This is a genomic window from Psychrobacillus sp. FSL H8-0510 (genome assembly GCF_038008345.1).
GTDB classification, from domain to species: Bacteria; Bacillota; Bacilli; order Bacillales_A; family Planococcaceae; genus Psychrobacillus; species Psychrobacillus psychrotolerans.
Window position 1 is genome coordinate 3,170,612 of the sequence record NZ_JBBOYZ010000001.1, and the last position, 25,477, is coordinate 3,196,088.

Below are 25,477 nucleotides of genomic sequence, written 5' to 3' on the forward strand. Positions count from 1 at the left end.
TCATCTATACCTACTTCTGCAATTATCCGAAAATTCCTTCTTTCTATTTCTCATTATGTATTTACAATAAACACTGCTTCTTCATACATACAAAAAAGCGTTCGAAAATGGACTCTTCGAACGCTCCTTGTAACTATGCTATTTTTAGTCGTTATTAATTTGCAAATCAGTTAACACAATAACATTGGGATGATTACAAAGCCGTGTAACCGGAATATCCTCCGTTACATCTCCTTTTAATAACGCTTCAATCGCAGTTCTTTTCTCTTCTCCTACTGCAATTAAAAGAATGCATTTCGCTCTCATTATAGAAGCAATGCCCATCGTAATGGCTTGCTTTGGAACTTCATCAAGCGAGTCAAAAAATCTAGCATTTGCAGATCTAGTGGAAGCTGTTAGCTCAACCACATCTGTTTCACTTTGAAAGGATGTACCTGGTTCATTGAAACCTATATGCCCATTCACTCCGACACCTAATAATTGCATATCGACAGTTAGTGATTTTAACACGTTTTCATATTTTAATGCTTCTGCATGTACATCTTCAGCTACTCCATTTGGAATATATGTAGCTTTAAATGGTTTTGCCTCAAAGAGATGTTGTTGCATAAACGTATGGTAGCTTGCTGGATGTCCTTGAGGAACTCCCACATACTCGTCTAGATTTACACTATTACAGTGAGAGAAATCCAACGCACTACTTCGCAGCTTTTCATAAAGTGGAATCATCGTCCCACCCGTTGCTAATCCAAATGTAATTGCACCATTCTTTATCTGTGTTGAAAATATTTCTTGTGCCCGACTATATAGAGCATCATTGTCTTCCCATACTTCTAAATCTAATGCCATACTGAAAACCACCTTTTTCTGAATTGCGCATACTCACTAATTGCTAAATTTTTACGTTAGTAAAATTATCATTATATTCAATTTGGTCATTTGATGCAAATCGAGAGCAAACAAGCACTAATAATACTTTAGTTAAAATCTATTCGATTTTTATACTTTTCCATCATCTCTACATTATGCAATTGGCTATCTGAGAGATTTGCACTTTTAAACACTGGTAGTTGATCAGATTCCTTACTTATCTCCTCGATAATTTGCGAAATAAGTGCATTAAGAAGAGCAGCCCCAACAACCGTAGAAGATGGACCATATTGCAATCCCTTGTTACTCAGAAGTCCATCGCCAACAGGTATATGTGTATTTAAAACGATATCCACTACATCTTCTAGGCGCTTCCCGCTCGCGTGTCGACCTTCTTGATCTTTATAATTTAAAGACTGAAGAGAGATAACTAAAATATCCGCCTTTTTCCCTAAGAAAGCCATATCTATTGGAGCTGGATTGCGACCAGAAGTAGAAATAACAATTAGAATATCATTCGGTTGAAAGCTTATGTTGTCATTATTACGCTCGATGAACGTAGGATCTTTCTCGTTCTGTGAAGAAGTCAACGCACCTTTGTGTAACATTAAAGGCTCTATGGTAATCGGAGCAACAGGTACTAACCCTCCTGCACGGTAATATGCTTCCTGAGCTAAAAGATGGGAATGTCCACAACCAAATAATTGCACTATTCCCCCCTTTTTAATACGGTCACCAATTAGCTTAGAAGTATTATCTATATTTTCTTTTTCCAGTTCTGCAACCTGCTCCAGTAAACTATTTATTTCCTTCCAATAGGACTGCATTTGATCACCTCTATTTCCATTAACTTTCAAATACTATATTTCCTCGACAGATTGTTTTTTGTACATTCAATTCCAAATCCAATATAACCAAATCTGCGTCAAAGCCTTCCTCAATATATCCTTTATGGGATAATTTCAATTGTTTCGCTGCATTAGTAGAGGACATCGATACCAGTTCTTGCAAGGAACAACCCGTCGTTTGCTTCATATTACGAACAGCCTGGTCCATTGTCAGTATACTTCCCGCTAATGCGCCACTAGACAGATGTGCACCTTTTTCTGTGACATAAACAGTCTGTCCACCAAGATCGTATTCCCCATACTCTAATCCTTTAGCACGCATAGCATCTGTTATTAAAATAATTCCTTCAGCACCCTTCAAACGGTATGCTAAATTCACTGCCTTCATATGACTATGTATATAATCAACAATGATTTCCACTTTCATATGATCGTCTAGCAGAACTGATCCGACTACACCTGTATCACGATGATGGAATGGACGCATTTGGTTATATAAATGGGTAGCTTGCTTAGCTCCTAATTGTACTGCCTTTTCCACTTCATCTGAACTAGCATCTGAATGTCCGATTGAAGAGATAATGCCTTCCTCACTCATGGCTTGTACAAATTCAAAACCACCCACTATTTCGGGAGCAACGGTCACTTGTTTAATGCGATTTCCACTAAGTTGTTGCCACTTTAGAAACTGTTCAATAGAGGGCTCGCTAATATGTTCAATTGGCTGTGCTCCAGCCCATTTTGTTGAAATATATGGTCCCTCTACATGAATCCCTAAAACCTCTGCTTCATCTGCATTATTTACAAAGCCATTTACATTTTCAAGCGCTGCTTCAATCGCATCCACCCGTTGAGTGATAGTAGTTGGCAAATAGCTAGTCGTACCTTCTTTTACTAATGAACGAGACATTCCTCTAAGCGCTTCTTCTGTAGCATCCATCATGTCAAAACCAGCTGACCCATGAATATGCATATCGATAAAACCTGGCATAACTATCCAGTTCTTTTCAGTTCCATCTAAAAAGATATCTGCCTCCACTTGTAAAGCTTGTCCAATTTTCTCTACCTTACCATCTCGGATAAATAGATCCCCTGTAATTTCACGATCATAATTTACAATAGTCACGTTCGATATTAGAATTGTTTTACTCATTACTACACCTCCGCAGTTTGCTTAATAACAGTATAGATTAATAATCCCAAAATGATAAATAGAATCTGCATCACCATAAAGAAAAAGCCGTTTAATATGGACACCCAAATTAAACAGCTTTTCAATTATCTACTATTTACGTATTTTCTCAATTTCGTCTGCAACAAATTGTACGCTTGTTCCAACAATAACTTGAATATTTTTCGGACCTACTATATTAATACCTGGAACACCAGTATCTTTAATTTTCTTTTGATCGACTTTATCCATATCTAATACTTCTACACGTAAACGAGTTGTACAGTGTTCTACAGATGCAACATTGGCATCTCCACCTAGCCCATCATAGATTCTAGCTGCCATATTTGAAAACTTATCATCAGATGAAACTACAACAGTTTCTTCACTTTCATCTGTATCGTCTTCTCTACCTGGAGTTTTTAAGTTAAACTTCAAGATTAAGAAACGGAATAAGAAATAGTAAATAACTGCAAATACTAGCCCTTGTAGCAATAGCATAAGCGGGAAATTAGCGATTGGAATTCGAAGACTTAAAAGATAATCGACTAACCCTGCACTAAATCCAAAGCCTGCTGTCCAGTTAAAGGATGCTGCGATGAATAAAGATAAACCTGTTAAAGCTGCATGAACTACATAAAGTGCTGGAGCTAAGAACATGAATGAAAATTCAAGTGGCTCAGTTACACCTGTGAAGAATGACGCAAAACCAGCTGCAAGCATAAGAGAAGCTGCTTGTTTTTTTCTTTTTGTTTTAGCCGTGTGATACATTGCAAGAGCTGCTGCTGGTAATCCGAACATCATAATCGGGAAGAATCCGGCTTGGTACATACCAGTTACACCCTTAACGCCTTCACTGCTCCAAAACTTATTGATATCATTTATACCAACAGTGTCAAACCAAAACACTGCATTTAATGCGTGATGCAATCCTGTTGGTATTAATAGTCTGTTAAAGAAGCCATAAAGCCCAGCGCCTACTGCTCCTAGACTACTAATTGCTTCACCAAAGTTAACTAGTCCACCAAAAACGATTGGCCAAATATAAAATAGTGCTGCAGAAGCAACTAACATTGCAACTGCGGACATAATAGGTACTAAACGTTTTCCACTAAAGAATGCTAAGAAATCAGGTAATTTCACGTGACTGAAGCGATTATACATTGTTGCAGCAACAATACCAGAAAGAATACCTATAAATGCATTATTAATCTTTCCAAATGCAGGATCAACACTCTCTACATCGATTCCTTGTAATAAACCAACAGTCCCACTTGAAAGCATCGTAGTTACAACTAAGAAAGCTACTAATCCACTTAAAGCGGCTGCCCCATCTTTTGCCTTGGACATCCCTATCGCTACTCCTACAGCAAACAGAATAGGAATATTATCAATAATCGAGCTACCAGCTTTTATCATGAAGGCTGCAAATACATTTCCTGATCCCCAACCATCCGAGTCAATCCAGTATCCAATCCCCATTAATATTGCAGCTGCGGGTAAAACAGCTACTGGAAGCATTAACGAACGCCCCAAATTTTGTAAAAACTTCATCATAATTTATTCATCTCCTTTTAACTGATTTTTAATAAAAATATAATAGTATAAAATAATGCCGAATTATGAAACTTGCTTTCTTAACCGTTCAATATGCAGTGCAATATAACCTAACTCTTCTTCGGGAAACTCAATTCCATGGTCCGCCATAAGCTCTTTTGCTATTTGGCTTGCGCAACTATAACCAACCGGGAATTTCTTTTGAATCATCACTAACATTTCTTCATCCATCATATGAAGCTCAGATTGATTTAACCGTGTTAATGCAAAGCGTAAATGAGTGATTAACCGATGATAGGAAATATCGTCTTCCTCAATTTCAATATTCAAGTACTTTTTAATCGATAAAACCATGCCCTTTATTAAATTGGTTTGTCTTATTGTCTGATGTAAATCCCCCCCTTGAATTTTCATTGTGTGAATATGAAGCGCTATGTAAGCCGCTTCATCTACAGGCATTTCTACCTGACACGTTTTATTTATATGCTGAATTGCCCAAAGACCTATTTCAAACTCTGCTCTATATAGAACTCGAATCTCATGAAGCAGTCTATTGTTTAAATTAATGCCATCCTTTGCTCTTTCAATAGCAAATGAGATATGGTCTGTCAAAGCTATATGAATATGCTCATTTAATCTTGTATTTAAATACGCTTCGGCGTAAGTAATTATTTCTTCTGAAATAGTAAAATGTTCTTCTGGAATTCGACTTAATAGCTGCACTAGCTTATCATTTTCTTGCATAACAAAAATCTTTTCAATTTTGGACCCAATGATAATGTCATTCCGTTTCTTTTGAAAAGCTATACCCGAGCCAATAGCTATTTTCTCGCGTCCATCATGTAGAACAATCACAGCGTTATTATTAAGTATCTTTGTGATTTTAATGGAAAGTCAGCCTCCTTCACATACTATCCAACCTGAATTACTTCGAAGAAACAGACATTACCAATGTGTCACCCGCTACACTTGCTGACGCATCAGTATATTCTACAGTTCTTTCTGCACTATTCGTAATTACTACTGGTGTAATAATGCTTGGCACTTTATCTTTGATAAAATCCCAATCCACTGTCATTAGTTTTTGTCCTGTAGAAACTACATCACCTTCATTTACAAATACAGTAAATCCTTCACCCTTTAGTGTGACTGTTTCCAAACCAACGTGAATTAGCACTTCGGTATCGTCCTTTGTCCGAATACCTATCGCATGCTTTGTTTTAGAGATTAATACAACTGTCCCATCAATCGGCGCTACTACATCTCCTCCTGTTGGCATAATTGCTACTCCCTCACCCATCATTTTTTGACTGAAAACTGGATCTGGAACTTGTTCTAGGGGAATCACTTGACCAGATAGTGGTGAGAATACTTGTACTTTATTTTTTTTCATGAATTTAGCAAACATTAGTAGAACTCCTTTGTATAAAGATATTATGGAAATTGTCTTATTAAAATATATTGCTCCATGAGACCTAAAAGAACATAAAAAGGCATGGGGTAATGGAAAAGAATAATAGTATTATTCCCTCACAGTTTACCACCATGCCTGAAAATTTCAGTAACATGTGACCAATATGCGTATTTATAATCCGATAATATCATCCAGAGATCCAAAAAGCAACGTAAATTTAAATAATTGAAAGCTGTTTAAATTACTTAAATATCAATAAAGAAAAGTTCTTCCTTTTTCTGAAATCTTGTGAGCAAGGTGAATTGTTGAAACTACTAGTTCTGCATAGGTTACTTCTTTTTTAGGATTCAATACTCCTTTTTCCGCCTCCAATAATTCTAATGAATTAGCGAGTGCGACATAACCTAATAATTCCTTTTGTACTTTATCAGCATCTGTAAAAGGAAGTTTATAAATAGTCGAATTTTTGGCAGCCTGTTCGAGACCTAATGCACGAATATACCAAACTGCTAGCTGTTCTTTACTTACCGGCTCATCTATTGCAAAACTCTTTGTATCGGCTTTTAGGATTCCCATATCCACAGCACGCTCGACCGACTGGTATAGTGGATGCTTAGGATCGATATTGTCAAATGATTGTTTCTGATTGTCCTGCTCAGGATAATAATAGCCATCATACATATAAGTAAGTGATTTCATCATTACTTTTAGCGCTTCTCCCTTGGAAATAGCAGCATCTCCGTCAAACTGTTTTGGATCTTTGACATCAAGGATTTTTGCATTTATAAAATAATTTAGTTCCTCTTGCGCCCAAGGATGGGAAATAACAGTTGTATTGTTCTCTCCATTAAGCACTTGCCACTCACCTGTTAAAGCATCTAAAGTACTAAAAGATTTCTCATTGAATAATTGAGAGTAAACTAGGTCATAGTGGTTATTTCCCTCTTTTTGATTGGATTTCATATAGTTAAGTCTTAAACTCAATGCCTTAGTTATTATTTCCTTCGCTTCTTTTTCTGATATTGCTTTTTCTGGTGATGGCCAACTCTTCACCTCTTGATAATTAACATAAAGATTATTTAGTGAACCATCCTTCGCCACTCCGACATTAATAGAATCACCCGAAACCACAACTCCATTTACAACTCTCGGGAAATTAAACATAAAGCTACCCTGCATTTCATCCAGATATGCTACTTCTGTAGGTTTTGCATAGTTATGAAGGTAAGATGGAATCCACTTTTTCATATGTTCCACTGCTTTTTCAAGCGCTTGTTTTTCGGAAAGAGGCTTCGCTTCACTTGGCTTCTCACCCATCTGCGCTAAAATCTCGCTCTTCATATTATAGTACTGGATTACTTCACCTGTTTGTTTGTCTATCTCTATACTTGCTCCAGTACCGCCATTTGGAAAATTATACATATATTGAACACTAATAACTTCCTGTCCGTTATAATTAGTCATTTCTCTGATAGAGTCGATGTTCAACTTAACATTTTTCAAATCTATTTTCAGTAATTTCTCGGACATTTTCTTTGCTTCTTCTATAGTGATCCCATTCTTATAGTTGGCTGGGAGCTGCTTGGAAGAAAGCAGCGAAATCGTAGATTTTTTAGGGAAATCTACTGAGTATCCTTTGGAAGTTAAGTATTTTCCAGAAGAAGCATGAACACCAAGTAAATTTGGTGACGGTTGATATACGAGTCGTACATGTCGTTCACCAGTTTGGTAATCTGTTTCTACTTGATATTGCTTTTCCACATATATATTTTCTTTTACCTTTTTTAATACGCCATCTTTCACTTTTACTTTTTTCACGTCATCAAAAGTGGACGCTTTGTTAGTTTCTGGATTTCTATAAAAGCCAACAATTTCACCGTTTCCTAGAACGGAAACTTCAATTCGTTGGTCAGTAACAGAAACTTTGTTTTTCAAACGAGTGTAGGAAAATGAATATCGTATTGGTTCCGTTAATATCTGATTTGGATAATAACCATAAGAATCCGTCTCTAATTGATATTCACCGCCATCTAGATATTTTTTCATAAAATCTCCGGCTATCTTTTGCGCTTCCACTTTAGAAACTTTAGCTGGAAAAAGCGCTTCTGTTACAGTGGCAGGTTGATAAGAGAAGTTTTCTATTTGTAAGTCTTTACCTACAAACGAAACATTACCATATAACTGTTTTCCATCGATTGTTTTTGTGAAGTATAGATCATAACGCATTGTCTCGTCACCAGGAAAATAATAACCACCGTTCATCTGGAAATCGGAACTCTTCAAGAAATCGAATTGCTTTGGAAATAGACCTCGAAACTTTTTGATCAAATCCTCTTTTGTAAAAACATTGTCTGTTGATGCTGCTTGAATTTGTACAGGGGGTTGTTCTTTCAGTGTAGTAGTTGCATGGACGTTCGCTGAAAAAAGTCCGATTGATAGTGCAGAAGCGCCTAGTATGATACCAACATATTTAAAACTCATAAAAAAATCTCTCCTTCTTTTGCAGTCTTTGAAGTCTATGATTGCAAGATAGAGAAAATACCAATAATTTGGTATGGAATCTAATTATTAAAGTCAATGCCCTTTGTTATTTCAAGACCATTTTTTGACAATAAACGAAGTCGGTATGAATTCATCGCTGTTTCACCAAGTTGATCGAGCAAATTATAGTTAGCAACAGCTCCTACCATCGCTCCTATTCCAGGGAGTAATTGGAGCATTTTCACTAGATCAATATAATCCCGATATTCCTGTTGGAAATCTCGCCAATCCATCTCGCCAATTAAGCTCTTTTGTTGCTCCCAGTGCTCCATAATTTCTAGCGTTTCTTTTCTTTTTTCCTCACTAGAAAAAGCTAAAAGGAATATATGCAGTATATATAACCTTTCCTCGTATTCATCCGTGTCGAATCCATAAACCGTCGCTGCTTCAAAGAGAAACTTCATCTTAATTGATAATAGTAGCGGGAAGTCAGCGAGTCCAAGGAGTATACCTCCTGCTCCTGTCCCTGCTCCTTCTACTACAGCAGTTTTTCGGAACGTAGTAAGTTTTTCCTGTAAAAGTTCATCTCGCTCCTGAAGGTTAAGTTCCAGTGGCAGCCTTTTTTTCATTTTTATATTTGACCCAACAAGCGTCATCTTTACCATATTCTTAATACTTTCCGTTATCACTTGATGGACCTTTTCAGGAATAAGTCCGTTAACCTTTGTTTGTACATTCTTAGACGTACGACCTATTAATCCCGTTCGTTTCGTCATCTTCCTTTTCCAAAGAAATAGTTCCTCTTCAACTTTCCATCTATACGTATCCACTAGTTCTACCCCCTGATCTTTTACTATTATTATTCATTTTATCTTATTATAGCTATATTAAAATTAGCCCCTAGGTACGGTTGTATCTCCGCCTGAAGATGTAATAAAAAACATGATACCTATTGTGTTAGGTATCATGCTTTAAAGTTACAAGTATTTATCTTTTTTTCTTTTTAGCAAAGTTATTTTTCTCTAGCTTGATATATGCTGCCGATACATTTTCGAACTCTTCGTCGCTTTCCATCATGACAAAGTTTTTGTCTTCATCTAACCGGAAAAAGAAAATACCTATATCTTCTTCAGAATCTTCTTGTATATCCTCAAGGAAAATGACTGCAACATATTCCATCTGTTCTACAGTCAAATACCCTACAACTTTCATTTCTTGTTCTTGGTTATTTTCATCTAATACTTTAAATGTACTGCCAATATCTAGTTTACCTTCATTTTGTAACATTCCATTTACCTCCTACCAAAGCTATCCTACTAGTAATTGAAAAAAAGAGGAGATTATCCTCTCTTTTCTAGTTTTTCTATTCTTCGTCTTCTACTGCTTCTTCAGCTTCAAGAAATGCTGCAGATACTTTTTCAAATTCTTCATCTGTTTCGATTTCCGCTAAGTCCTCACCTTCAACTACTTGGAAAAAGAATACATCCATGTCTTCGTCGGTTTCTTCTTGCGTATCCTCCGCAAATGCAACTGCTGCATATTCTTTTTCTTCAATTGTTAAAAGCCCGATTACTTCGATCTCTTGTTCGCGATCTTCTTCATCTAATACCGTTAGGATTTCTCCTACTTCAATACTACCCATTTTTTCTTCCATTTCAAATTCCTCCTATTAATATCACGTATTCTTTCTAGTATTCACTACCCAATACAACTTGCATTTACACAAAACTTATATGATTTGTTTATCCATATAGTATTTCACATACATATGGTTTTATTCGTGGATCCATGCATATTCAAATCATCTCATATTCACGAGTCTTTAGCAAAATCCTACTCCTTTTCAAATTATACGCTTGATGATTCATTTCATTCCTTGTCCTTATTTAATTCTATATGTCATCCATTTCAGGGAACTCAGGTTACAAAATCAAATATCTCATTATGAACTTTTTCTTTAGCTCTAATGTCTTCAAACTTGAATGATAACGAGTTAAGTTGGAAATAATTAAATAAACATTAAGGAAGAGGAGTTTTGATGAAAACAGCAGATCTTCATTTAAAAGAATTTGTTAAATCTTATGAAATTCTCCCGTCCTCACTTGAAGAGAAAACAAAAATATTGAAAGAAATTTATAAAAACTGCGATGATATAGTTTTTCATCCTTTTTCTTCTGAACAATCTGCCTATCTTCTCATTTTTGTAAGTGGTCTAAGTGACCAAGAAAAGATCCACGAACATATTATTAAGCCCATACAAAATACAAGAATAGTTTCACCAGATTTAGCGTCGACTATATCTCATGTAACAAATATAACAAATGCAAAGCTTCTTTCTAATACACTACAAATCATTGACGAGATTGCAGATGGAAATACCATTCTCTTTAATGCTATAGAAAACCAGGCTGTTTCCTATCGTATTTCTAGTTATGAAAAAAGATCGATTGAAGAGCCTCAAGCAGAGTCTGTTGTGATTGGATCAAGAGAAGGATTTATAGAGTCTGTCAATACTAACTTATCTCTTGTTAGAAGAAAAATAAAAACTCCTTCTCTAAAAATGAGTTCTGTTGTAATCGGATCATATTCACATACTTCTATTTATATATCTTATATTGTAGGTATCGCCAATCTACAGATTGTAGAGGATGTAAAAGAAAGGTTATCGATGATTGATGTTGATGCCATTCTTTCTACTGCTTCTATTGAAGAAGCATTAGAAAGCAATTGGTCCTCTCTGTTTCCACAAGTTCAATACAGTGAGCGACCGGAAGTAGTAGCTGCAGCTCTTTTAGAGGGAAGAGTGGCTATTTTTATCGATGGTGTTCCATTTGTATTAATGGTTCCAGTTACTCTCTTTACTCTTTTGCAATCTCCTGAGGATTACACAGAAAGGTTTATCAACGGAACTCTTAGTAGGTGGCTCAGATATCTTTTTCTAATGGTTGCAGTACTCGCCCCATCTGCCTATATAGCGATTTTGACTTTTCATCAAGAAATGATCCCTACTACTCTTTTACTGAGAATAGCACAAAGTAGAGAGGAAATTCCTTTTCCTGCATTCTTAGAAGCTTTGCTCATGCAAGTAATATTTGAAGTACTTCGAGAGGCTGGGATTCGTTTGCCAAAACAAATGGGTTCCACGGTCAGTATAGTAGGAACCTTGGTCATTGGACAAGCGGCGATTCAAGCAGGACTAGTTTCCGCACCTATGGTTATGATTGTAGCTATTACTGGTATTTCCTCATTTTTGTTACCTCAGTATCCAATAAGTATAGTACTTAGATGGATTCCCTTCCCGATAATGTTCCTTTCTGGAATGTTGGGGCTAGTTGGTCTAATGTTAGGGGTTTTAATAATTGCTAGTCATCTTTGTTCACTAAAATCATTCGGTATATCTTATTTAGCACCTTTGACTCCAAATGATTCTTCTTTGTTTAGAGATGTTTTAATAAGAGTACCACTTAAATATATGAAAAAAAGACCGACTATTTATTCATCTATTAATCCTAATCGACGAAATGAAGGGAAATAAATGATTAAAAAACATCTTAGTTCCTTAAAAATATATTTTACACTAATATTAACTTCAATTTTTCTTTCCGGTTGTTGGGACGTAATGGAAGTCAACGATCTAGCCATAGTAATTGCTACAGGTATTGATCAAATAGAAGATGAGCAAATAGAAGTAACCTTTTTGTTATATGTACCTAATCCATCAGGGGGTGCAAGTGGGGAAGAAAGTGGATCTAGTAAGAATTCCTATTCAGTTTCAATTACTGGAGACACATTTTCAGATGCGGTAATGAAGCTGGAATCAGAAGTTCCTAGAGAAATCTTTTGGGGACACTCAAATATTTTTATCTTTGGGAGTGAACTTGCAAAAAATGAACTAGGTAAGCAACTTGATTTTCTTGTTAGAACTGGTGAACCAAGAGAACAAGCTCAAATTTATATTAGCCAAGAAAAAGCTAAAGTCGAATTAAATAAATTTGTCAATATAAATACCGCCGAATTATTTAGTAAGATTCCAAAGTCTCGTTATTTAAAGTCTATTACATTAAAAGATACAGAGGAAATGCTTGTAAATAATTCTCAAGCCGGTCTCATTCCTATTAGCAGCACTAACAGCATTAAGACTTCAGGAGATACAATCGACTCTTTCGCGGTCAAAGGGTCTGCTATTATATATCAAGGAAAAATGATTTCAATTATCACTGGGGATAAAGATATTGGCAGTCAGTGGCTGTTGTTTCCGAAGACTATTATTCCTATTACCATTAATCCTGATGGTGAAAATGGTAAAGTGACTGTAGAAACAAGTAAAAAGTCTAGCAAAGTTACACCTCTAATAGAAAAGGAAAAATGGATCATTAAACTTAAAGTAAAGTCCGATTTAGTAATTCTACAAAACTCCACAAACCTCGACATATATAATGCAACTGTTAAGAATGAATTAGAGAAAGAGTTCTCTAAGAAAATAAAAGAAGATATAGAAAATTTCTTAAATCATATACAAAAAGACTTAAAAGCTGATGTCCTACAATTCTATGAAGTATTTCATCGTAGTTACCCTAAGGAAACTGACGAAATAAAAGGAAACTGGGAAGAACAGTATGAAAATATAGAAATATCCATTCAAGTGGAAGTGAATATAAAAAATCCAGGAGTTACAAATCTTAATATCAAGAAGTAGAGCAGGTGTTATGAATTTGAATGATAATGTATTGACACATAAACAATTATTTTGGCTATTTTTAAGTATGCAGGTAATTATGAATATGCTACTTACACCCTCAGCATCAATTAAAATAGCCAAACAAGATGCTTGGTTGTCCTCTTTAATAGCAATATTAATTTCCCTACTTACTTTGTGGTTTTCTATAAAAGTCTGCACTAGATATCCAACTATGGAGTTTCATGAAATTATAGAAACAATTGCAGGGAAATGGTTTGGTAGGCTATTATCTATATTTTCATTAATTTCTTTTACAGTTGTATTAGCAGTAATACTTAGACAATACGGAGAGTTTGTCTCGAGCACTGTTTTGCCAAAGACACCTATTAGTGTGATAATATTTTGTATTTTAGCCGCAGCCATTTATCCAACTTTTCATGGCTTGGGAGTTATAGGTCGTCTAGCTGAGATTTTTGGACCCATTCTTTTGTTGGGAATTGTATCTCCTATTCTACTCGGTATAGTAAATATGGATTTTAAACACCTACTACCCTTTTGGTATGACAGTGGCATTTTAGATGTTTTAACCGGTTCCTTAGGACCTGCTGCTTTTTTGACGGATTGTGTATTAATATTATGGATTTTTAATCTTAGTAAATTTCATCCAAAAAAAGATAAATTTTTGATGTGGAGTATTCTTACAAGTGGTCTACTATATTTACTGACCGTTACGTCGATTATTACTACATTCGGAGTTAAAATTGCCTCTACACATTTATATCCTTTTTTAATTTTAGAAAGGTACATATCAATTTTTGGAGTCATTGAAAATTTAGATGCAATTGTAATAACGGTTTGGATATTAAGTATTTTCTTGAAAATTTGTTTATATTTATTTGTAACTAGTTACGGTTTTTCAAGGTACACCATTAAAAAGAACAGACAAAAGATGGTGTTTTATATCGCAGGTATAACCTACTTTCTCTCTCTGCTACCTCGCAATGTTGTTGAAATATCTATCGAGTTTCCTCGAGTAGTTGGCATACCATTTATTTTACCTTTTTGGGTAGGTCTACCTTTATTACTAAGCATTATTATTTTTATAAAAGATAAGAAAAAAAAGGCACAATAAGTACTTCGTTGTCTTAAACAATTATTATAAAAAGATTATGTGTATGAATTATATCTGTCAGTGCCTTCGGCGAATTCCTTTAACTTGTTTTTGCATCCTGTAAAATCCATTCTACAGCGCTTATAAGATCCGGAAATACAGCATCCGCGATAGGGTCACTTTTCCCTAGAAAAACTCCTTTTGTTCCGGCTTTTTTCCCAGCAATAATATCTGTGTCCGTATCCCCTACCATATAGGATTTGGACAAATCCACATTATACTTTTTACCCAGATCTACTATTAACTTACTGTTTGGCTTTCGACATGCACAACCAGACTTTGGCTTATGCGGACAGTACACTACCTCATGAATAGTAGCACCTTCCTTTTTTAAAACTGCAATCATATGGTCATGGATTCTTTGCAGCTGGGATTCCTTCATAAACCCCAATCCTACTCCTCCTTGATTGGTAACGACAAATATATGATCGAAGGAAGCGTTCAATTTCTTAATAGCTTCAGGGACCCCTTGTAAAAAGTATAGCTGCTCTGGTTTGTTCACAAATTTAACTCGCTCCGTGAGCACCTCATTGATTACACCATCCCGATCCAAGAAAACTGCAGTCTTCATGTGAAACACACCCTTGTTTAAGATTTAAATAGTCACTTTAGTTGTTCCCCAAACTGACTTTATTATTTAATATTAAACTTTGCTCTCTTCTCGGTAAATCATCGTAATTGATGTCCCTGATATGCCATAGTCTACAAAACCTAGCTGCCGATAAATATGAACTGCGCTTCTGTTATCAGGGTCAACACTTAAGGAGAGCGTTTTAAATCCATCCACTGCAGCCTGTTCGATTATCTTTTTCATAAGTAAAGTGCCTACTCCTAATCCTCTTGCTTCTTTCATAACTGCGATTCCTAATTCCGGAGTTTGATTGTCTACATAGCCATATCCCATATTAGATTCATCAAAAATTCTATACCAAACTGCTCCTACTGCTCTATTATTGGCATCAGTTGCTATTAATGCTATATCTCCTTTTCTTCCCCAATCTTCATAATACTTTTTTATTGAAGGGGAGTTTAATAGCTTTGCTTTATCTTTTACATCCTCCGGCATATAAATCGATTCATATAGCATATCCTTCAAGAATTCCAGTTCCTTATTCTCCATATTTTTAATGATCCACATGGTTTTTCACCTCATATTTAAGCCTATTGTTTAATTCAACAAATGAGTAATTATTCCTTCAGGTATATTGAGTAAGTACAAAAATAGTTGAAAATCAACATTCGCTGACTTTCAACTCTATTTTCATTTCATATATTTTTGTACTAATTCATAACAGCGTTCTTTCGTCAGCTGTGCCTGTGTAGATACGTATATAGTAGCTTCCATTGTTCCACCTGTAAAAACAGAGGACTCATCTTTAGCCTTTTGATCTCTTTGTTTAATCCAATTTCGCTGTTCCACTTTTAGACTACTCATTTCATCTGCAGACAGCTGTTTTTTCAATACACCATAGATCTCGTTTAAAGCTGCATCCCATTTATTTAAAATTTTTGACTTTGCTTCGTTCATCTCGGTTTGTGTACCATTATTGTATTGATTGTTTAAATCACCTAGACTATTTTCAATGTCATTTAGCTGCTTTAAATATTTATCTTTTGTTCCGGAGAGATTTACAGTTTCTGTTTTTTCTTTAGTTACAGGTTTTTCCTGGACTACTGGCTTATTCTTATTTTCCTCCACTACATTATTATCTTTATCTTCTTCAACAATAGTAGTCTCTTCTACATCACTTTCTTCAACCTCTTCTTTTGGCTCGTCTATTACCGTCTCGCTTCCTAGCTTATCGGTTTCTGTAGCCGGTTCTGTCTCCTCATTATTGCATCCTACCAATAGCATCATTGGCATTAAAAAAACCAATAAATTCTTCACACTATTCCTCCTGTTATATGCCTATTAAACCGGACTTTTTATAGTTAGTATTTATTAGACGTCGAACAAGAGTAAAAAGTTTGCAAAATTCTTTTATTAGTCGGCATCGACTTCATTCCAGCTCATTATCCTATAGTTCTAAATAATCTACTAATGAAAATAACAAACCAAGGATAATTATGGTCATTCCAAAACTGCTACCTGCTTCACCTGGTTTCAATACGAACGCAACTCCAAATAATATCATCGCAATACCTATTCCTATAACTCTTGTGTAAATTTTTCCATTTGTTATTTTTCGATTGCTAAGTACATTAGCACCGAGTACACATAACGTTATCCCGTAAAAGGTCAGCATAATATTTCCTGTTTTCTCGAATTGATTAATTGTGATATTTATAAACAATGCTCCAAATAATATGGATAATATTCCAATTATAGTTCTCATAAGACCTCCTTATTCCATCATTTTCCTGATGAAAAACCTTCTAACAACCTTCCCCCATGAGGTTCCATCGCTGCCTCTACTAAACAAATTACTCTGCTTTTATCGCCGGTTGTGTAATATGTATCAAACGCTTCAATAAATTGATTGGCGAAGTCTTCATCAAATGCTTTTAAAGAGCGAACAATCCATTTAGAAGTTCCTATCCAACGTTGGTTAGTTCTAAGAACAAATTCGCTTGTACGTTCTGCTAATGTGTTTGCGATGAATATTCCTTCTGCTCTATTAGAGCTTCCTATAAAATCATCTAATGTATCTGTAAGAAAATACCGTTTGATTTGTATAGTTTTCTCGGTCCATTTTTCTGGTCCTTCCTTTAAAAGTTCCTCCGCTTCTTTTTTTATAGCTTCTATAATCCCATCGTCTCTTAAAATAATTCCCTCTGACACCATTCGAGGCAGGGAAGGTTGTGCACGCTCTCGATCACTGTCAAAAAACGACTTATAGGAGCTTCCATTATGTACAAACACTTCAATTGGCCACTCGAATTCTATAAATGTCTCTCGATAGGAAGAAGGAAAGGTTTCATCAAAAATTACAATGTCTAAATCAGACGTTTCGGTCGCCTCTCCCCGAATGACACTCCCTGCTAACAAGGCCCCATTACAATTTGGAAAATACTTATGTACAAATTTTTGAGCTCCTTCTACAGGATTATTTTTATTCATTTCCTTCACCCTTTCCTTTCTAATTTAAATTCGATAGAAAGAAATATATCCCTGCATAGAATTTCCTTATATCGGAGAATGTTCAGGCTATTAATAGCTACTCTAAATCTCAGGCGATATAGAAATCCAATTAGTTTACTCATTAGTATATTTATGGACTATAAGCAAAAAATAAAAGAAGTGGTAATAATGCATTAGTTGCTTTAGAAAAGTTTGAAACAATAGTAGAGAAAATCCACATAGAATTTGGTAGTATGACACCATCATGTATAATTTAAGATAAAGTTTATATAACTAATAGCGGGAAACACAATATGCTTGCTAGGGTAAATAAATACAAGAAAAAGGTGAGCTCCAATTAATCTCACCTTTTATATATTAATTATTTTTTCTTTTGTTAGAGGGGTTTTTATTAATTTCATTCGTTATCTTATTTTTGGATATCTCTACAAACTCTTCTGAAAACTCCTCATCAGGATTATTCGTTGGGTTTTTATACAGCTCGTAACTATTATGAGTTCTGACATTGATTGTTTTTTTGTTGTTTTTACTCATGACTATTCACCTCCTAGAGTCTAATTTGCTCTAGCTGGAGAGTTTTATTCTTATTGAATAAATAGAGAGTAAGCTTACTTAGCCATTTCCTACTTATTGGATTTGTTTTTTATTTCCTTAGCTATTTTTCTTAAAGCTTTTTTGGAACCTCTTTCTATGTCATGGTTGAATTTCCTTTCCGTATAGCTTACAAATAATGTAGATAAATCATATCCTTCTGGGTATAAGTCCGCCGCTTTTCCCTCCAACACTATTCTTTTTATATTCTGCTTAATTACTTCATTGTTGTAGAAAACAGACACATTATTCTGGTGATCCTTTTTCTCATACACGATACCAAAATCGTCATTTTCAAGTAATTTTACCCTGTCTCCTCTTTCGAAGCAGTACGTTTCTACTTGTGTAGCCATGAGAGTAGTTGGTTTTTTAATCTTATTTTCTCTTACACGGCCTAAATCATATGTTTTACTTTCAATATAATTTTGAGCTTTTTGTAAAACTTTCTCCCGAATATTCATTTTTTTAGAAATCCATAGCGCATTACTTTCTCCCGACTTACCAATGAGAAGCTTATACATCGGCTCTAATACTTCACTATCAAACTGCATCGCTGCATTCATAAAATCACTATGGATTTCAGAATAGCGCTTTATCTCACCATAGTGGGTTGTTGCCACTGTTATACAACCCATTTGATAAAATTCCTCCAAGATTGCAATAGCTAGTGCTGCTCCTTCATTTGGTTCAGTTCCACTACCTATTTCATCGAAGAGAAGTAATGTATTATTTGTTGATACGCTCATAATTTCCGAAATATTTTTCATATGAGAAGAAAAAGTGCTAAGAGCATTTTCAATACTCTGATTGTCTCCGATATCAACAAATAAGTTATCGACCACCGCTATTTCCGTCCCCACATCAGCGGCTATATGAAATCCGGACATGACAGCAAGAGTTAAAATACCAATCGTCTTCAGCACTACCGTTTTTCCACCCGCATTTGGTCCAGTAATTATCAAACTACGATAGTTCTTCCCAATTTCAAAATCTAGAGGTACGATATTACCTGATAAAAGTGGATGCTTGCAATTTTTTAAATGGATATAACCATAATTGTTTAACTTAGGTTCAATACCATCGATGCTTTTACTGAATTTCGCTTTTGCAAAAATCATGTCATACTGAGCAATCAAATTAATATTAATAAGAATTTGTCTATTTTCCTCTTGAATCATTCCAGAAATAGTAGCTAAAATTTGATACTCTTCTATTGATTCTTCCGATTTAAGAATTGCAAGATCTCCGTTAAATTTAGTGATTGTTGCTGGTTCAATAAATACCGTAGATCCTTTAGAGGACGAGTCAATAATCGTACCCTGTACTTGGTTTTTATAGGACGCTTTAATCGGGATAGTAAATCTATCATCTTTTTTACTGATAAAAAATTCCTGTATATATTCTTTGTTGGCACTACTTTTGAGAAATTTATTAAGCCGCTCCTCAATCTTTTCTTCGGTTTTTACTATTTGATTTCGTATACGTTTTAACTCTCTGCTCGCTTCAGAATCTACGATATTCCCTCTAATAGAAGCATTAATCATTTCTTCAATCATCGTAAACTCCATCATGGAATAAGCATAAGAATGAAGAATAGGCGCAAAAAATTCCTTCCCTAACATGAATTTCTTAATCATCCTACATCCTCTTAAGAAGTCCGATATTGCTACCAACTCAGAGGGACCCAAAATAATCCCTTTTTCTAGTTTCTCCATTAGGTGATTAATATTGGAGATACCCTTTAATGGAAGATGATTTTCTGCATCTAACAGTCTTCTCGCTTCAGTTGTCTCGTTTAGTCTATTTTCTACTACTTTACTGTTTGGACTCGGAAAAAGATTATCCATTAATTCCTTCCCCAAGCTGCTAACACAGTAAGATTTCACCAGCTCTTTTAGTTCGTTATATTGTAATTTTTCATATGCCATCGTATTCATTTACTTACCTCCATTAAGAATAATAAAAAAATGCCCGCAAAAAAGTTTCCTACCACTCCATTTTTAAAAATGGATAGAAAGCTTCTGCGGGCATCTGCCAAGTATATTAGACAAGGCATATAAATCGTTCACAAAAAGTGAAGAACAAAAAGAGCACAGCAGGACAAATCCCACCACACTCTTCGTCCTAACATACATCATGTTAAACGAACTATGGAAAGGAAGCAGTCTTAAGGTAGGTATCCACATTGAAAAACAATGTAGAACAAGGCGTACTAAACAAGCTGGTTTATCACCAGATTTTTACACACCTTATTAAACTAATGAAAATTAGCTCATACCTACTTCAGACATACTTCACCACACCTTTTATTAGAATATTTACACTATAGCATCATTCAAAAAGAGAGTCAATCGGGAATTATGCTTGGAATTAGAAGCTCACATCCTAATATCTTACTCTCATTCTCTTGCATATACTTCTTCTGCGGCATGAAAACCGTCCTCAATTACAGTACTTTCAATATTATCTATATTCACTGCAATTGGGGGTAGTAATATGGATGGCACTTCCTTCTTCCCATTATTGACTTGTTGGTTGGCAGTTACTTTTTCTCCCTTTGCCATGGCTACCGCTATTTCCGCTACTTTTTGAGTAAGTATCTTAATAGGCTTATAAACAGTCATTGTTTGTGTTCCAACTACAATTCTTTGAACACCAGCGAGATCTGCATCTTGTCCCGCTACTGGTATTTGACTAATTAGTCCATGATTCTGGAGTGCTTGAATGGCACCGCCAGCTGTAGCATCGTTTGCAGCAATCACTGCATCAATTTGACCATTCGAATTACGAATAGCTTGTTCCATATTGGCCTGGGCATTTGCAGGAGTCCAATCTTTCGTCCATTGGTCATAGACAACGTGAATATCTCCACTTTCTATAAATGGTTGCAACACCTTAAATACACCTTTTTTTAAAAGATGTGCATTATTATCCGTGATGGCTCCTCCTATAAAGACGTAATTCCCCTTTGGAACAAGTGCCGTCATAGCCTCCGCTTGCATTTTACCAACTTGTTCATTATCAAACGAAATGTACATATCGACCTCTGCATTTTTAACTAGACGATCATAAGCAATTACTTGGATTCCCGCAAGATGTGCTTTATGGACGATTGCTGCTGTAGCTGCCGCATTATGAGGTACGATTACCAATAGATCGATACCACTTTGAATAAGTGTCTCTGCTTGTGAAATCTGTAACGCATCGTCACCATTTGCAGCAACAATCTCTACTTCTGCTCCTAGATTTTCTACAGCCTCTTTAAACAATTCACGGTCTTTTAGCCAACGCTCCTCTAGCAATGTATCCATGGAAAAACCAATTCTAACAGGCCCTTCCTCATTAACAACTGGACTATGTTCCGGCTCTTGAGTTTTAGGTACAGAGTTATCCGTGCAGGAAAAAAGAAACATGGTCATTCCGAAAAGACAAACGGTCATAAACTTACTTTTCATCTGTCTCCTCCTCTAGACTTCCGCTTTTTTAGTCCATAATGTTTTTCTATATTCTTTCGGAGACACGCCACACATTTTCTTGAATACTTTACTAAAGTAATTGGGTTCATGATAACCAATTTCAAAGGTTATCTCTTTTAAACTTTTCTCTGGGTCATTCAATAATTTTTTTGCTTTTTCAATGCGGCACTCTGTTAAATAGTCTATATAGTTGACGCCTAGCTTTTCCTTAAACATTTTACTAATATAAATTGGGCTCAAATTCACTCGATATGCTAGTGCATCCAAAGAAATATCTTCATGTGAATGTTCACGAATATACTGTTGAATTTGATGTATCTTATCAGCTTCTATTTGATCGTAATGGGCGTTATAAACAGCATTCATCTGTTCCAACAGTAATAGTGTTTCTGTTCGTAACTGTCTATAATCATTTGCCTGGAACGAGAAAAACAATGCATTCGTTTCCATTCCCATTTCATCCATTACACGGTTTGCCACCCAAAGTAATTCGAGTATGCGTTGCTGAGTATAGATCAATGAATTGCCCACATTTTCATATTGCTGAATTACTTCCAACAAACGGGTACGAATAGCAGCCCAATCCCCAAGCCGGATATGATCAAAAAATTCTTTTTGTTGCTGCTTAATAATATGATTATCGGTTTCTAAAGTAAGGGCTGGAACGTCCATATAAAATCTATACTTAACTGCTAAGGTTGTATCCATTGTCGCAATAAGCGCCTCCTGGTAAGACAGGCGAATTTCATCTAGATTTTCACATACCTGACCTATCCCTATGAACCACTCTGTCCCTTGCCGCTCAGTGCCCAAGGATAGAATGGATTTAGCTAAAGCTATCGCCTGCGATCGAAAGCTACTCTTAGAATCTCGAAAAATAATTAGAGGTAACTGCCTCCCGTTTAGAGCACCTATCCAAGCATCTCCAGTTGCTCTTACCTTTTCTTTAATCGATAAATAATAATGATGTGCACCTTCTGGCAATACAAGTACAACTACAAATTTTTCTAGTGTGGAACGAGTTTCAAGCATTTCTACAAGCATATCAATATGGACCTCATGAACATGGTCAAATAATAACTGGGTGACAATATCCGTTTCCGCCAAAGTCAGTGCCTGTTCCCACTTCTCGATTTGCATTTTACTATTATTCTCTGCCTCTAGCTCTTTCTGACACTCATCTAATACTCTTCCTACTGTTATAACAATTTCACTAGCTTTACTAGGCTTCAATAAATAATCTTTTACTCCAAGTTTGATAGCCTGTCTTGCATAATCGAACATATCAAAAGCAGTTACCATGACAAATTTGATAGTCGGATGAGAAACCTTCATTGCTTCAATGGCCTCTAATCCATTAATACCCGGCATCATTATGTCCATTAAGACTAAGTCAGGCTGAAAAGTATCTGCTAATTCGATTGCCATTTTACCGTTTTTCGCCTGTTCAATTAAAAGGTCAGGAAATGCCTTTTGGATAATGGCCTTCATTCCCTCTCGCTCAATTGGTTCATCATCCACGATTAATAGTCTCATCATTTACCTCCTCCCTAGTTTCTGGGATTTGTATGATTACTTTCGTTCCAATACCCTCTTCACTTTCAATCGATACTAAATTTTCTACACCGTAAAATAGTTGGAGCCTTTTCACTACATTCTGAAACCCAATTCCAGTGGAATGTCCTACATTTGTATCCAGATGCTCACTTAGTAGCAATTCTATATTTTCCTGAGAAATACCTTTCCCACTATCCTCTATCTCCATAATAATCCAGGACCCATCTCTTGAAATTCTAACCGAGATAGTACCTCCATCCTCTTCTGGTTCGATTGCATGTATAACAGCATTTTCGATAATAGGCTGAAGGGTAAGGCCAGGAATATTAACATGTAAGCAGGATTCATCGATATTTGCTTCAAAATGCAGACGGTCAGCAAAGCGTGCTCTCTGTATTTCCATGTATTGATAGAGCACAAGAACTTCCTCATACAATGTAACTGAGCGATCGATCCGCTTCAGATTATACCGCAGTAACCCAGCTACACTTACTAACAGATCACTTGTTTCCTCTGCACCGTCTAAGTAAGCTTTCTTGGACAAAGTATTTAATGTGTTGAACAAAAAATGGGGATTAATTTGGCTTTGTAAACTCTTTAATTGGCTCTCCTTTAACAGTAGCTTACTTTGCTGAAGTTCATGTTCAAGCTGTGCCTTTTGCTGAATCTCCAATATCAAGTCATTAATATTTATGCGCATTGTATCAAATGTCTGTGCTAGGAATGCAATTTCATCATTAGATTCTACTTTTATTTTTTGATTGAAACGACCATGTGCTAACTCGTTTGCAGCCTTCGTAAGCTGATGTACAGGTTTTGTAATACTGAGCGAGAACCAATAAGTAGCTAGAAGCAACACTGCTGTTACTAGAAGGAGTATCCAGATTCCTAGTTTTTTTAACTCCTCTGACTGATCGATGATTTCTCGGTAAAATAGATTATAGGTTTTTAACTCCCGCTCTAAAATAGTTAATGTCATTTCTGATATGTACATTGATATACGATTTGCCTCATTGAATTCATTAGTGGAGCCCTCTAATTCCTGCTCTTCTGAAAATAATATAGAACGATTGGCCGTCTCTACTAAACTATCGATTAAATGAATATAATTCGTAACAGAAAACGCATTTTCTTCATTGCGAAGCTTTACTACATCCTGTTGAACTTCCTCAATGGTTTTAATACTCTTTTCTATCTGTACTTTATGTATTTCTGTAGGATCCAACAAATAATTATTTAAGTCGGTTATCATTTTTTGACTAGCAATTGTTACTTCATTAAGGCGTAAATAACGTTGTAGAATAGAATTTGTTTGTTCTTGTGTTTGCTGATTGTAATAAGTGAGCGTCATCCAAATAATTCCCATGATGAGCAACATAACAGAAACGAGTAGCCAAATCTTTCGTTGAATAGTAGTCATGGCTTGTCACCATCTGATACAAGCATCTTGGTTTCCGTCAAATAACCACCAGAATTTAGAGGAACTGTCTCTCCAGAAATCCACTCCATGAGCCATTTCACACTTTCCTGGCCCATTTGTTCTGGTTTTTGTTCTAAAATGCCATCTAGTTTTCCCTGCTCCAAAAGAGTAGTCGATTCAACTCCGTCATCAAACGTATAAATATGATACGGCTCTACTTGCGTTCGTCTTCCTATTTCCTGAATCATAGGTCCCGCATAATTTGCATTAATCGCGATAAACGCAGTAGCTCTCGGCACATCATTCATAAGCTGTTGGGTTGTCGAAATCACTTGTTCGTTTGAGTCTTCTGTTCCTCTAATAATTATGTCAATCTCCGGATAATTTTCGAGGACATCTTGTATTCCAGCCAAGCGCTCTTTTTGGTAATATGCTTGAACTTCATCTCTAAGAACTATTACTTCTCCAGACGTACCCATTTCTTTAATCAGTTCATAAGCAACCATTTTACCCGCCCCAAATTGGTCGGATCCTACATATGTTTTGCGCAAGCTTTCTTCTACCGGAACATCGTTAGCTACTGTAATAACAGGTATTCCATAAAAAGCAGCTTTAATTTTGGTTAGTTCTTTAAATTCATCCGTGTCCAGGCCTTGAACAATGATTCCATCTACTTTGGAGTGAATGGCGATCTCCATCTTTTTCAAAAAATCGTCTTCGTTATTTCCATAGCTTCCCCATACTTCGAGCTCCACATTTTCTAGCTTTGCTTGCTGTTTTGCTCCTTGTCCAACCTTATTCCAAAAAGGGGTGTCCAGTTCTTGTGTTATCAATACAAGGCGAATGGAATCTTCCATCTCGGAAAGGGAAGCAGGTAATTCACTAGAGGACCGAAAAGCCTTTGTTGCAGATACAATTGTTAAATAACTAAAAATAATAATTAGTGCTCCTAATAATAGAACAATTGTTTTTCTCATTCACCTTCCCCTTTCCATAGGCTAGTTTCTTCCATATTAACACCTTCAATTAAATTGACAATCCTATATTCAGATGATTCCCAATCTTTTTATCCCTTTTACAAATACTTCACCGACTGGAGCAAGTATTGTTTCCCTTTCCATGAGTAACTATGAGTTGATCGCAAGTAACTCCATAATCTCC

24 protein-coding genes are annotated in these 25,477 nt (G+C 35.8%); 3 read left to right on the forward strand and 21 right to left on the reverse strand.

Annotated features, from left to right (window positions below):
* Positions 1-144 precede the first annotated feature (144 nt).
* The 10 genes from MHI40_RS16125 to MHI40_RS16170 form a co-directional block, all read right to left on the reverse strand.
* Positions 145-849 (reverse strand): glucosamine-6-phosphate deaminase, encoded by a 705-nt coding sequence (locus MHI40_RS16125; protein ID WP_340763518.1) that lies wholly within the window; start codon positions 847-849, stop codon positions 145-147.
* Between the two features lie 128 nt (positions 850-977).
* Entirely contained in the window at positions 978-1,727 is a 750-nt protein-coding gene (locus tag MHI40_RS16130) for an SIS domain-containing protein (protein ID WP_340763519.1), read from the reverse strand.
* Positions 1,717-2,871: an N-acetylglucosamine-6-phosphate deacetylase gene (nagA, locus tag MHI40_RS16135; protein WP_340763520.1), complete on the reverse strand. Its 1,155-nt coding sequence runs from the start codon at positions 2,869-2,871 to the stop codon at positions 1,717-1,719. The genes MHI40_RS16130 and nagA overlap by 11 nt, the downstream gene beginning before the upstream one ends.
* 132 nt (positions 2,872-3,003) lie before the next feature.
* Positions 3,004-4,446, reverse strand: coding sequence for an N-acetylglucosamine-specific PTS transporter subunit IIBC (gene nagE / locus MHI40_RS16140; protein ID WP_093538317.1), 1,443 nt, complete (start codon positions 4,444-4,446; stop codon positions 3,004-3,006).
* Between the two features lie 63 nt (positions 4,447-4,509).
* Positions 4,510-5,334, reverse strand: a complete 825-nt coding sequence (locus tag MHI40_RS16145) for a PRD domain-containing protein (protein ID WP_340764558.1) — start codon at positions 5,332-5,334, stop codon at positions 4,510-4,512.
* 37 nt (positions 5,335-5,371) lie between these two features.
* On the reverse strand, positions 5,372-5,854 hold the full coding sequence (locus MHI40_RS16150; protein ID WP_093538315.1) for a PTS sugar transporter subunit IIA: 483 nt from the start codon (positions 5,852-5,854) through the stop codon (positions 5,372-5,374).
* A 258-nt stretch (positions 5,855-6,112) separates the two neighbouring features.
* Positions 6,113-8,341, reverse strand: coding sequence for a YcdB/YcdC domain-containing protein (locus tag MHI40_RS16155; RefSeq protein WP_340763521.1), 2,229 nt, complete (start codon positions 8,339-8,341; stop codon positions 6,113-6,115).
* An 80-nt stretch (positions 8,342-8,421) separates the two neighbouring features.
* Complete coding sequence (locus MHI40_RS16160) at positions 8,422-9,171, reverse strand: EcsC family protein (protein WP_340763522.1); 750 nt, start codon at positions 9,169-9,171, stop codon at positions 8,422-8,424.
* A 157-nt stretch (positions 9,172-9,328) separates the two neighbouring features.
* Positions 9,329-9,628, reverse strand: coding sequence for a DUF1292 domain-containing protein (locus tag MHI40_RS16165; RefSeq protein WP_093538312.1), 300 nt, complete (start codon positions 9,626-9,628; stop codon positions 9,329-9,331).
* Positions 9,629-9,704: 76 nt separating this feature from the next.
* Positions 9,705-9,983 (reverse strand): DUF1292 domain-containing protein, encoded by a 279-nt coding sequence (locus MHI40_RS16170; RefSeq protein ID WP_093538360.1) that lies wholly within the window; start codon positions 9,981-9,983, stop codon positions 9,705-9,707.
* Between the two features lie 396 nt (positions 9,984-10,379).
* Here MHI40_RS16170 and MHI40_RS16175 point away from each other — a divergent pair, with 396 nt between their 5' ends.
* From MHI40_RS16175 to MHI40_RS16185, 3 genes are read left to right on the forward strand one after another with little or no spacing between them, the layout of a single operon-like run.
* Positions 10,380-11,876, forward strand: a complete 1,497-nt coding sequence (locus tag MHI40_RS16175) for a spore germination protein (RefSeq protein ID WP_340763523.1) — start codon at positions 10,380-10,382, stop codon at positions 11,874-11,876.
* Positions 11,877-13,037, forward strand: a complete 1,161-nt coding sequence (locus MHI40_RS16180; RefSeq protein WP_340763524.1) for a Ger(x)C family spore germination protein — start codon at positions 11,877-11,879, stop codon at positions 13,035-13,037. It begins immediately after the preceding gene.
* A 16-nt stretch (positions 13,038-13,053) separates the two neighbouring features.
* Positions 13,054-14,151 (forward strand): GerAB/ArcD/ProY family transporter, encoded by a 1,098-nt coding sequence (locus MHI40_RS16185; RefSeq protein WP_340763525.1) that lies wholly within the window; start codon positions 13,054-13,056, stop codon positions 14,149-14,151.
* A gap of 79 nt (positions 14,152-14,230) precedes the next feature.
* Here MHI40_RS16185 and MHI40_RS16190 read toward each other — a convergent pair whose 3' ends face one another.
* The 11 genes from MHI40_RS16190 to MHI40_RS16240 all read right to left on the reverse strand — a co-directional run bounded on the left by MHI40_RS16190 (position 14,231) and on the right by MHI40_RS16240 (position 25,293).
* On the reverse strand, positions 14,231-14,761 hold the full coding sequence (locus MHI40_RS16190) for a D-glycero-alpha-D-manno-heptose-1,7-bisphosphate 7-phosphatase (RefSeq protein WP_093538311.1): 531 nt from the start codon (positions 14,759-14,761) through the stop codon (positions 14,231-14,233).
* 72 nt (positions 14,762-14,833) lie between these two features.
* Entirely contained in the window at positions 14,834-15,328 is a 495-nt protein-coding gene (locus MHI40_RS16195) for a GNAT family N-acetyltransferase (protein ID WP_340763526.1), read from the reverse strand.
* 123 nt (positions 15,329-15,451) lie between these two features.
* Positions 15,452-16,078: a lysozyme inhibitor LprI family protein gene (locus tag MHI40_RS16200; RefSeq protein WP_340763527.1), complete on the reverse strand. Its 627-nt coding sequence runs from the start codon at positions 16,076-16,078 to the stop codon at positions 15,452-15,454.
* Between the two features lie 130 nt (positions 16,079-16,208).
* Entirely contained in the window at positions 16,209-16,526 is a 318-nt protein-coding gene (locus tag MHI40_RS16205; RefSeq protein ID WP_340763528.1) for a hypothetical protein, read from the reverse strand.
* Between the two features lie 17 nt (positions 16,527-16,543).
* Positions 16,544-17,251 (reverse strand): nucleotidyltransferase domain-containing protein, encoded by a 708-nt coding sequence (locus tag MHI40_RS16210; protein ID WP_340763529.1) that lies wholly within the window; start codon positions 17,249-17,251, stop codon positions 16,544-16,546.
* A 378-nt stretch (positions 17,252-17,629) separates the two neighbouring features.
* Positions 17,630-17,806, reverse strand: coding sequence for a hypothetical protein (locus MHI40_RS16215; protein WP_175496323.1), 177 nt, complete (start codon positions 17,804-17,806; stop codon positions 17,630-17,632).
* 89 nt (positions 17,807-17,895) lie between these two features.
* On the reverse strand, positions 17,896-19,800 hold the full coding sequence (locus MHI40_RS16220; protein WP_340763530.1) for an endonuclease MutS2: 1,905 nt from the start codon (positions 19,798-19,800) through the stop codon (positions 17,896-17,898).
* Positions 19,801-20,262: 462 nt separating this feature from the next.
* Positions 20,263-21,318: a D-xylose ABC transporter substrate-binding protein gene (gene xylF, locus MHI40_RS16225; protein ID WP_340763531.1), complete on the reverse strand. Its 1,056-nt coding sequence runs from the start codon at positions 21,316-21,318 to the stop codon at positions 20,263-20,265.
* 12 nt (positions 21,319-21,330) lie between these two features.
* A complete protein-coding gene (locus tag MHI40_RS16230) occupies positions 21,331-22,878 on the reverse strand; it encodes a response regulator (protein WP_340763532.1) in 1,548 nt (515 codons plus the stop codon).
* Complete coding sequence (locus MHI40_RS16235; protein ID WP_340763533.1) at positions 22,853-24,316, reverse strand: sensor histidine kinase; 1,464 nt, start codon at positions 24,314-24,316, stop codon at positions 22,853-22,855. Before MHI40_RS16235 ends, MHI40_RS16230 begins: the two co-directional genes overlap by 26 nt.
* Positions 24,313-25,293 carry a sugar ABC transporter substrate-binding protein gene (locus MHI40_RS16240; RefSeq protein ID WP_340763534.1) on the reverse strand — a complete coding sequence of 327 codons (981 nt, stop codon included), beginning with the start codon at positions 25,291-25,293 and terminating at the stop codon, positions 24,313-24,315. The genes MHI40_RS16235 and MHI40_RS16240 overlap by 4 nt, the downstream gene beginning before the upstream one ends.
* Between the last annotated feature and the right edge of the window lie 184 nt (positions 25,294-25,477).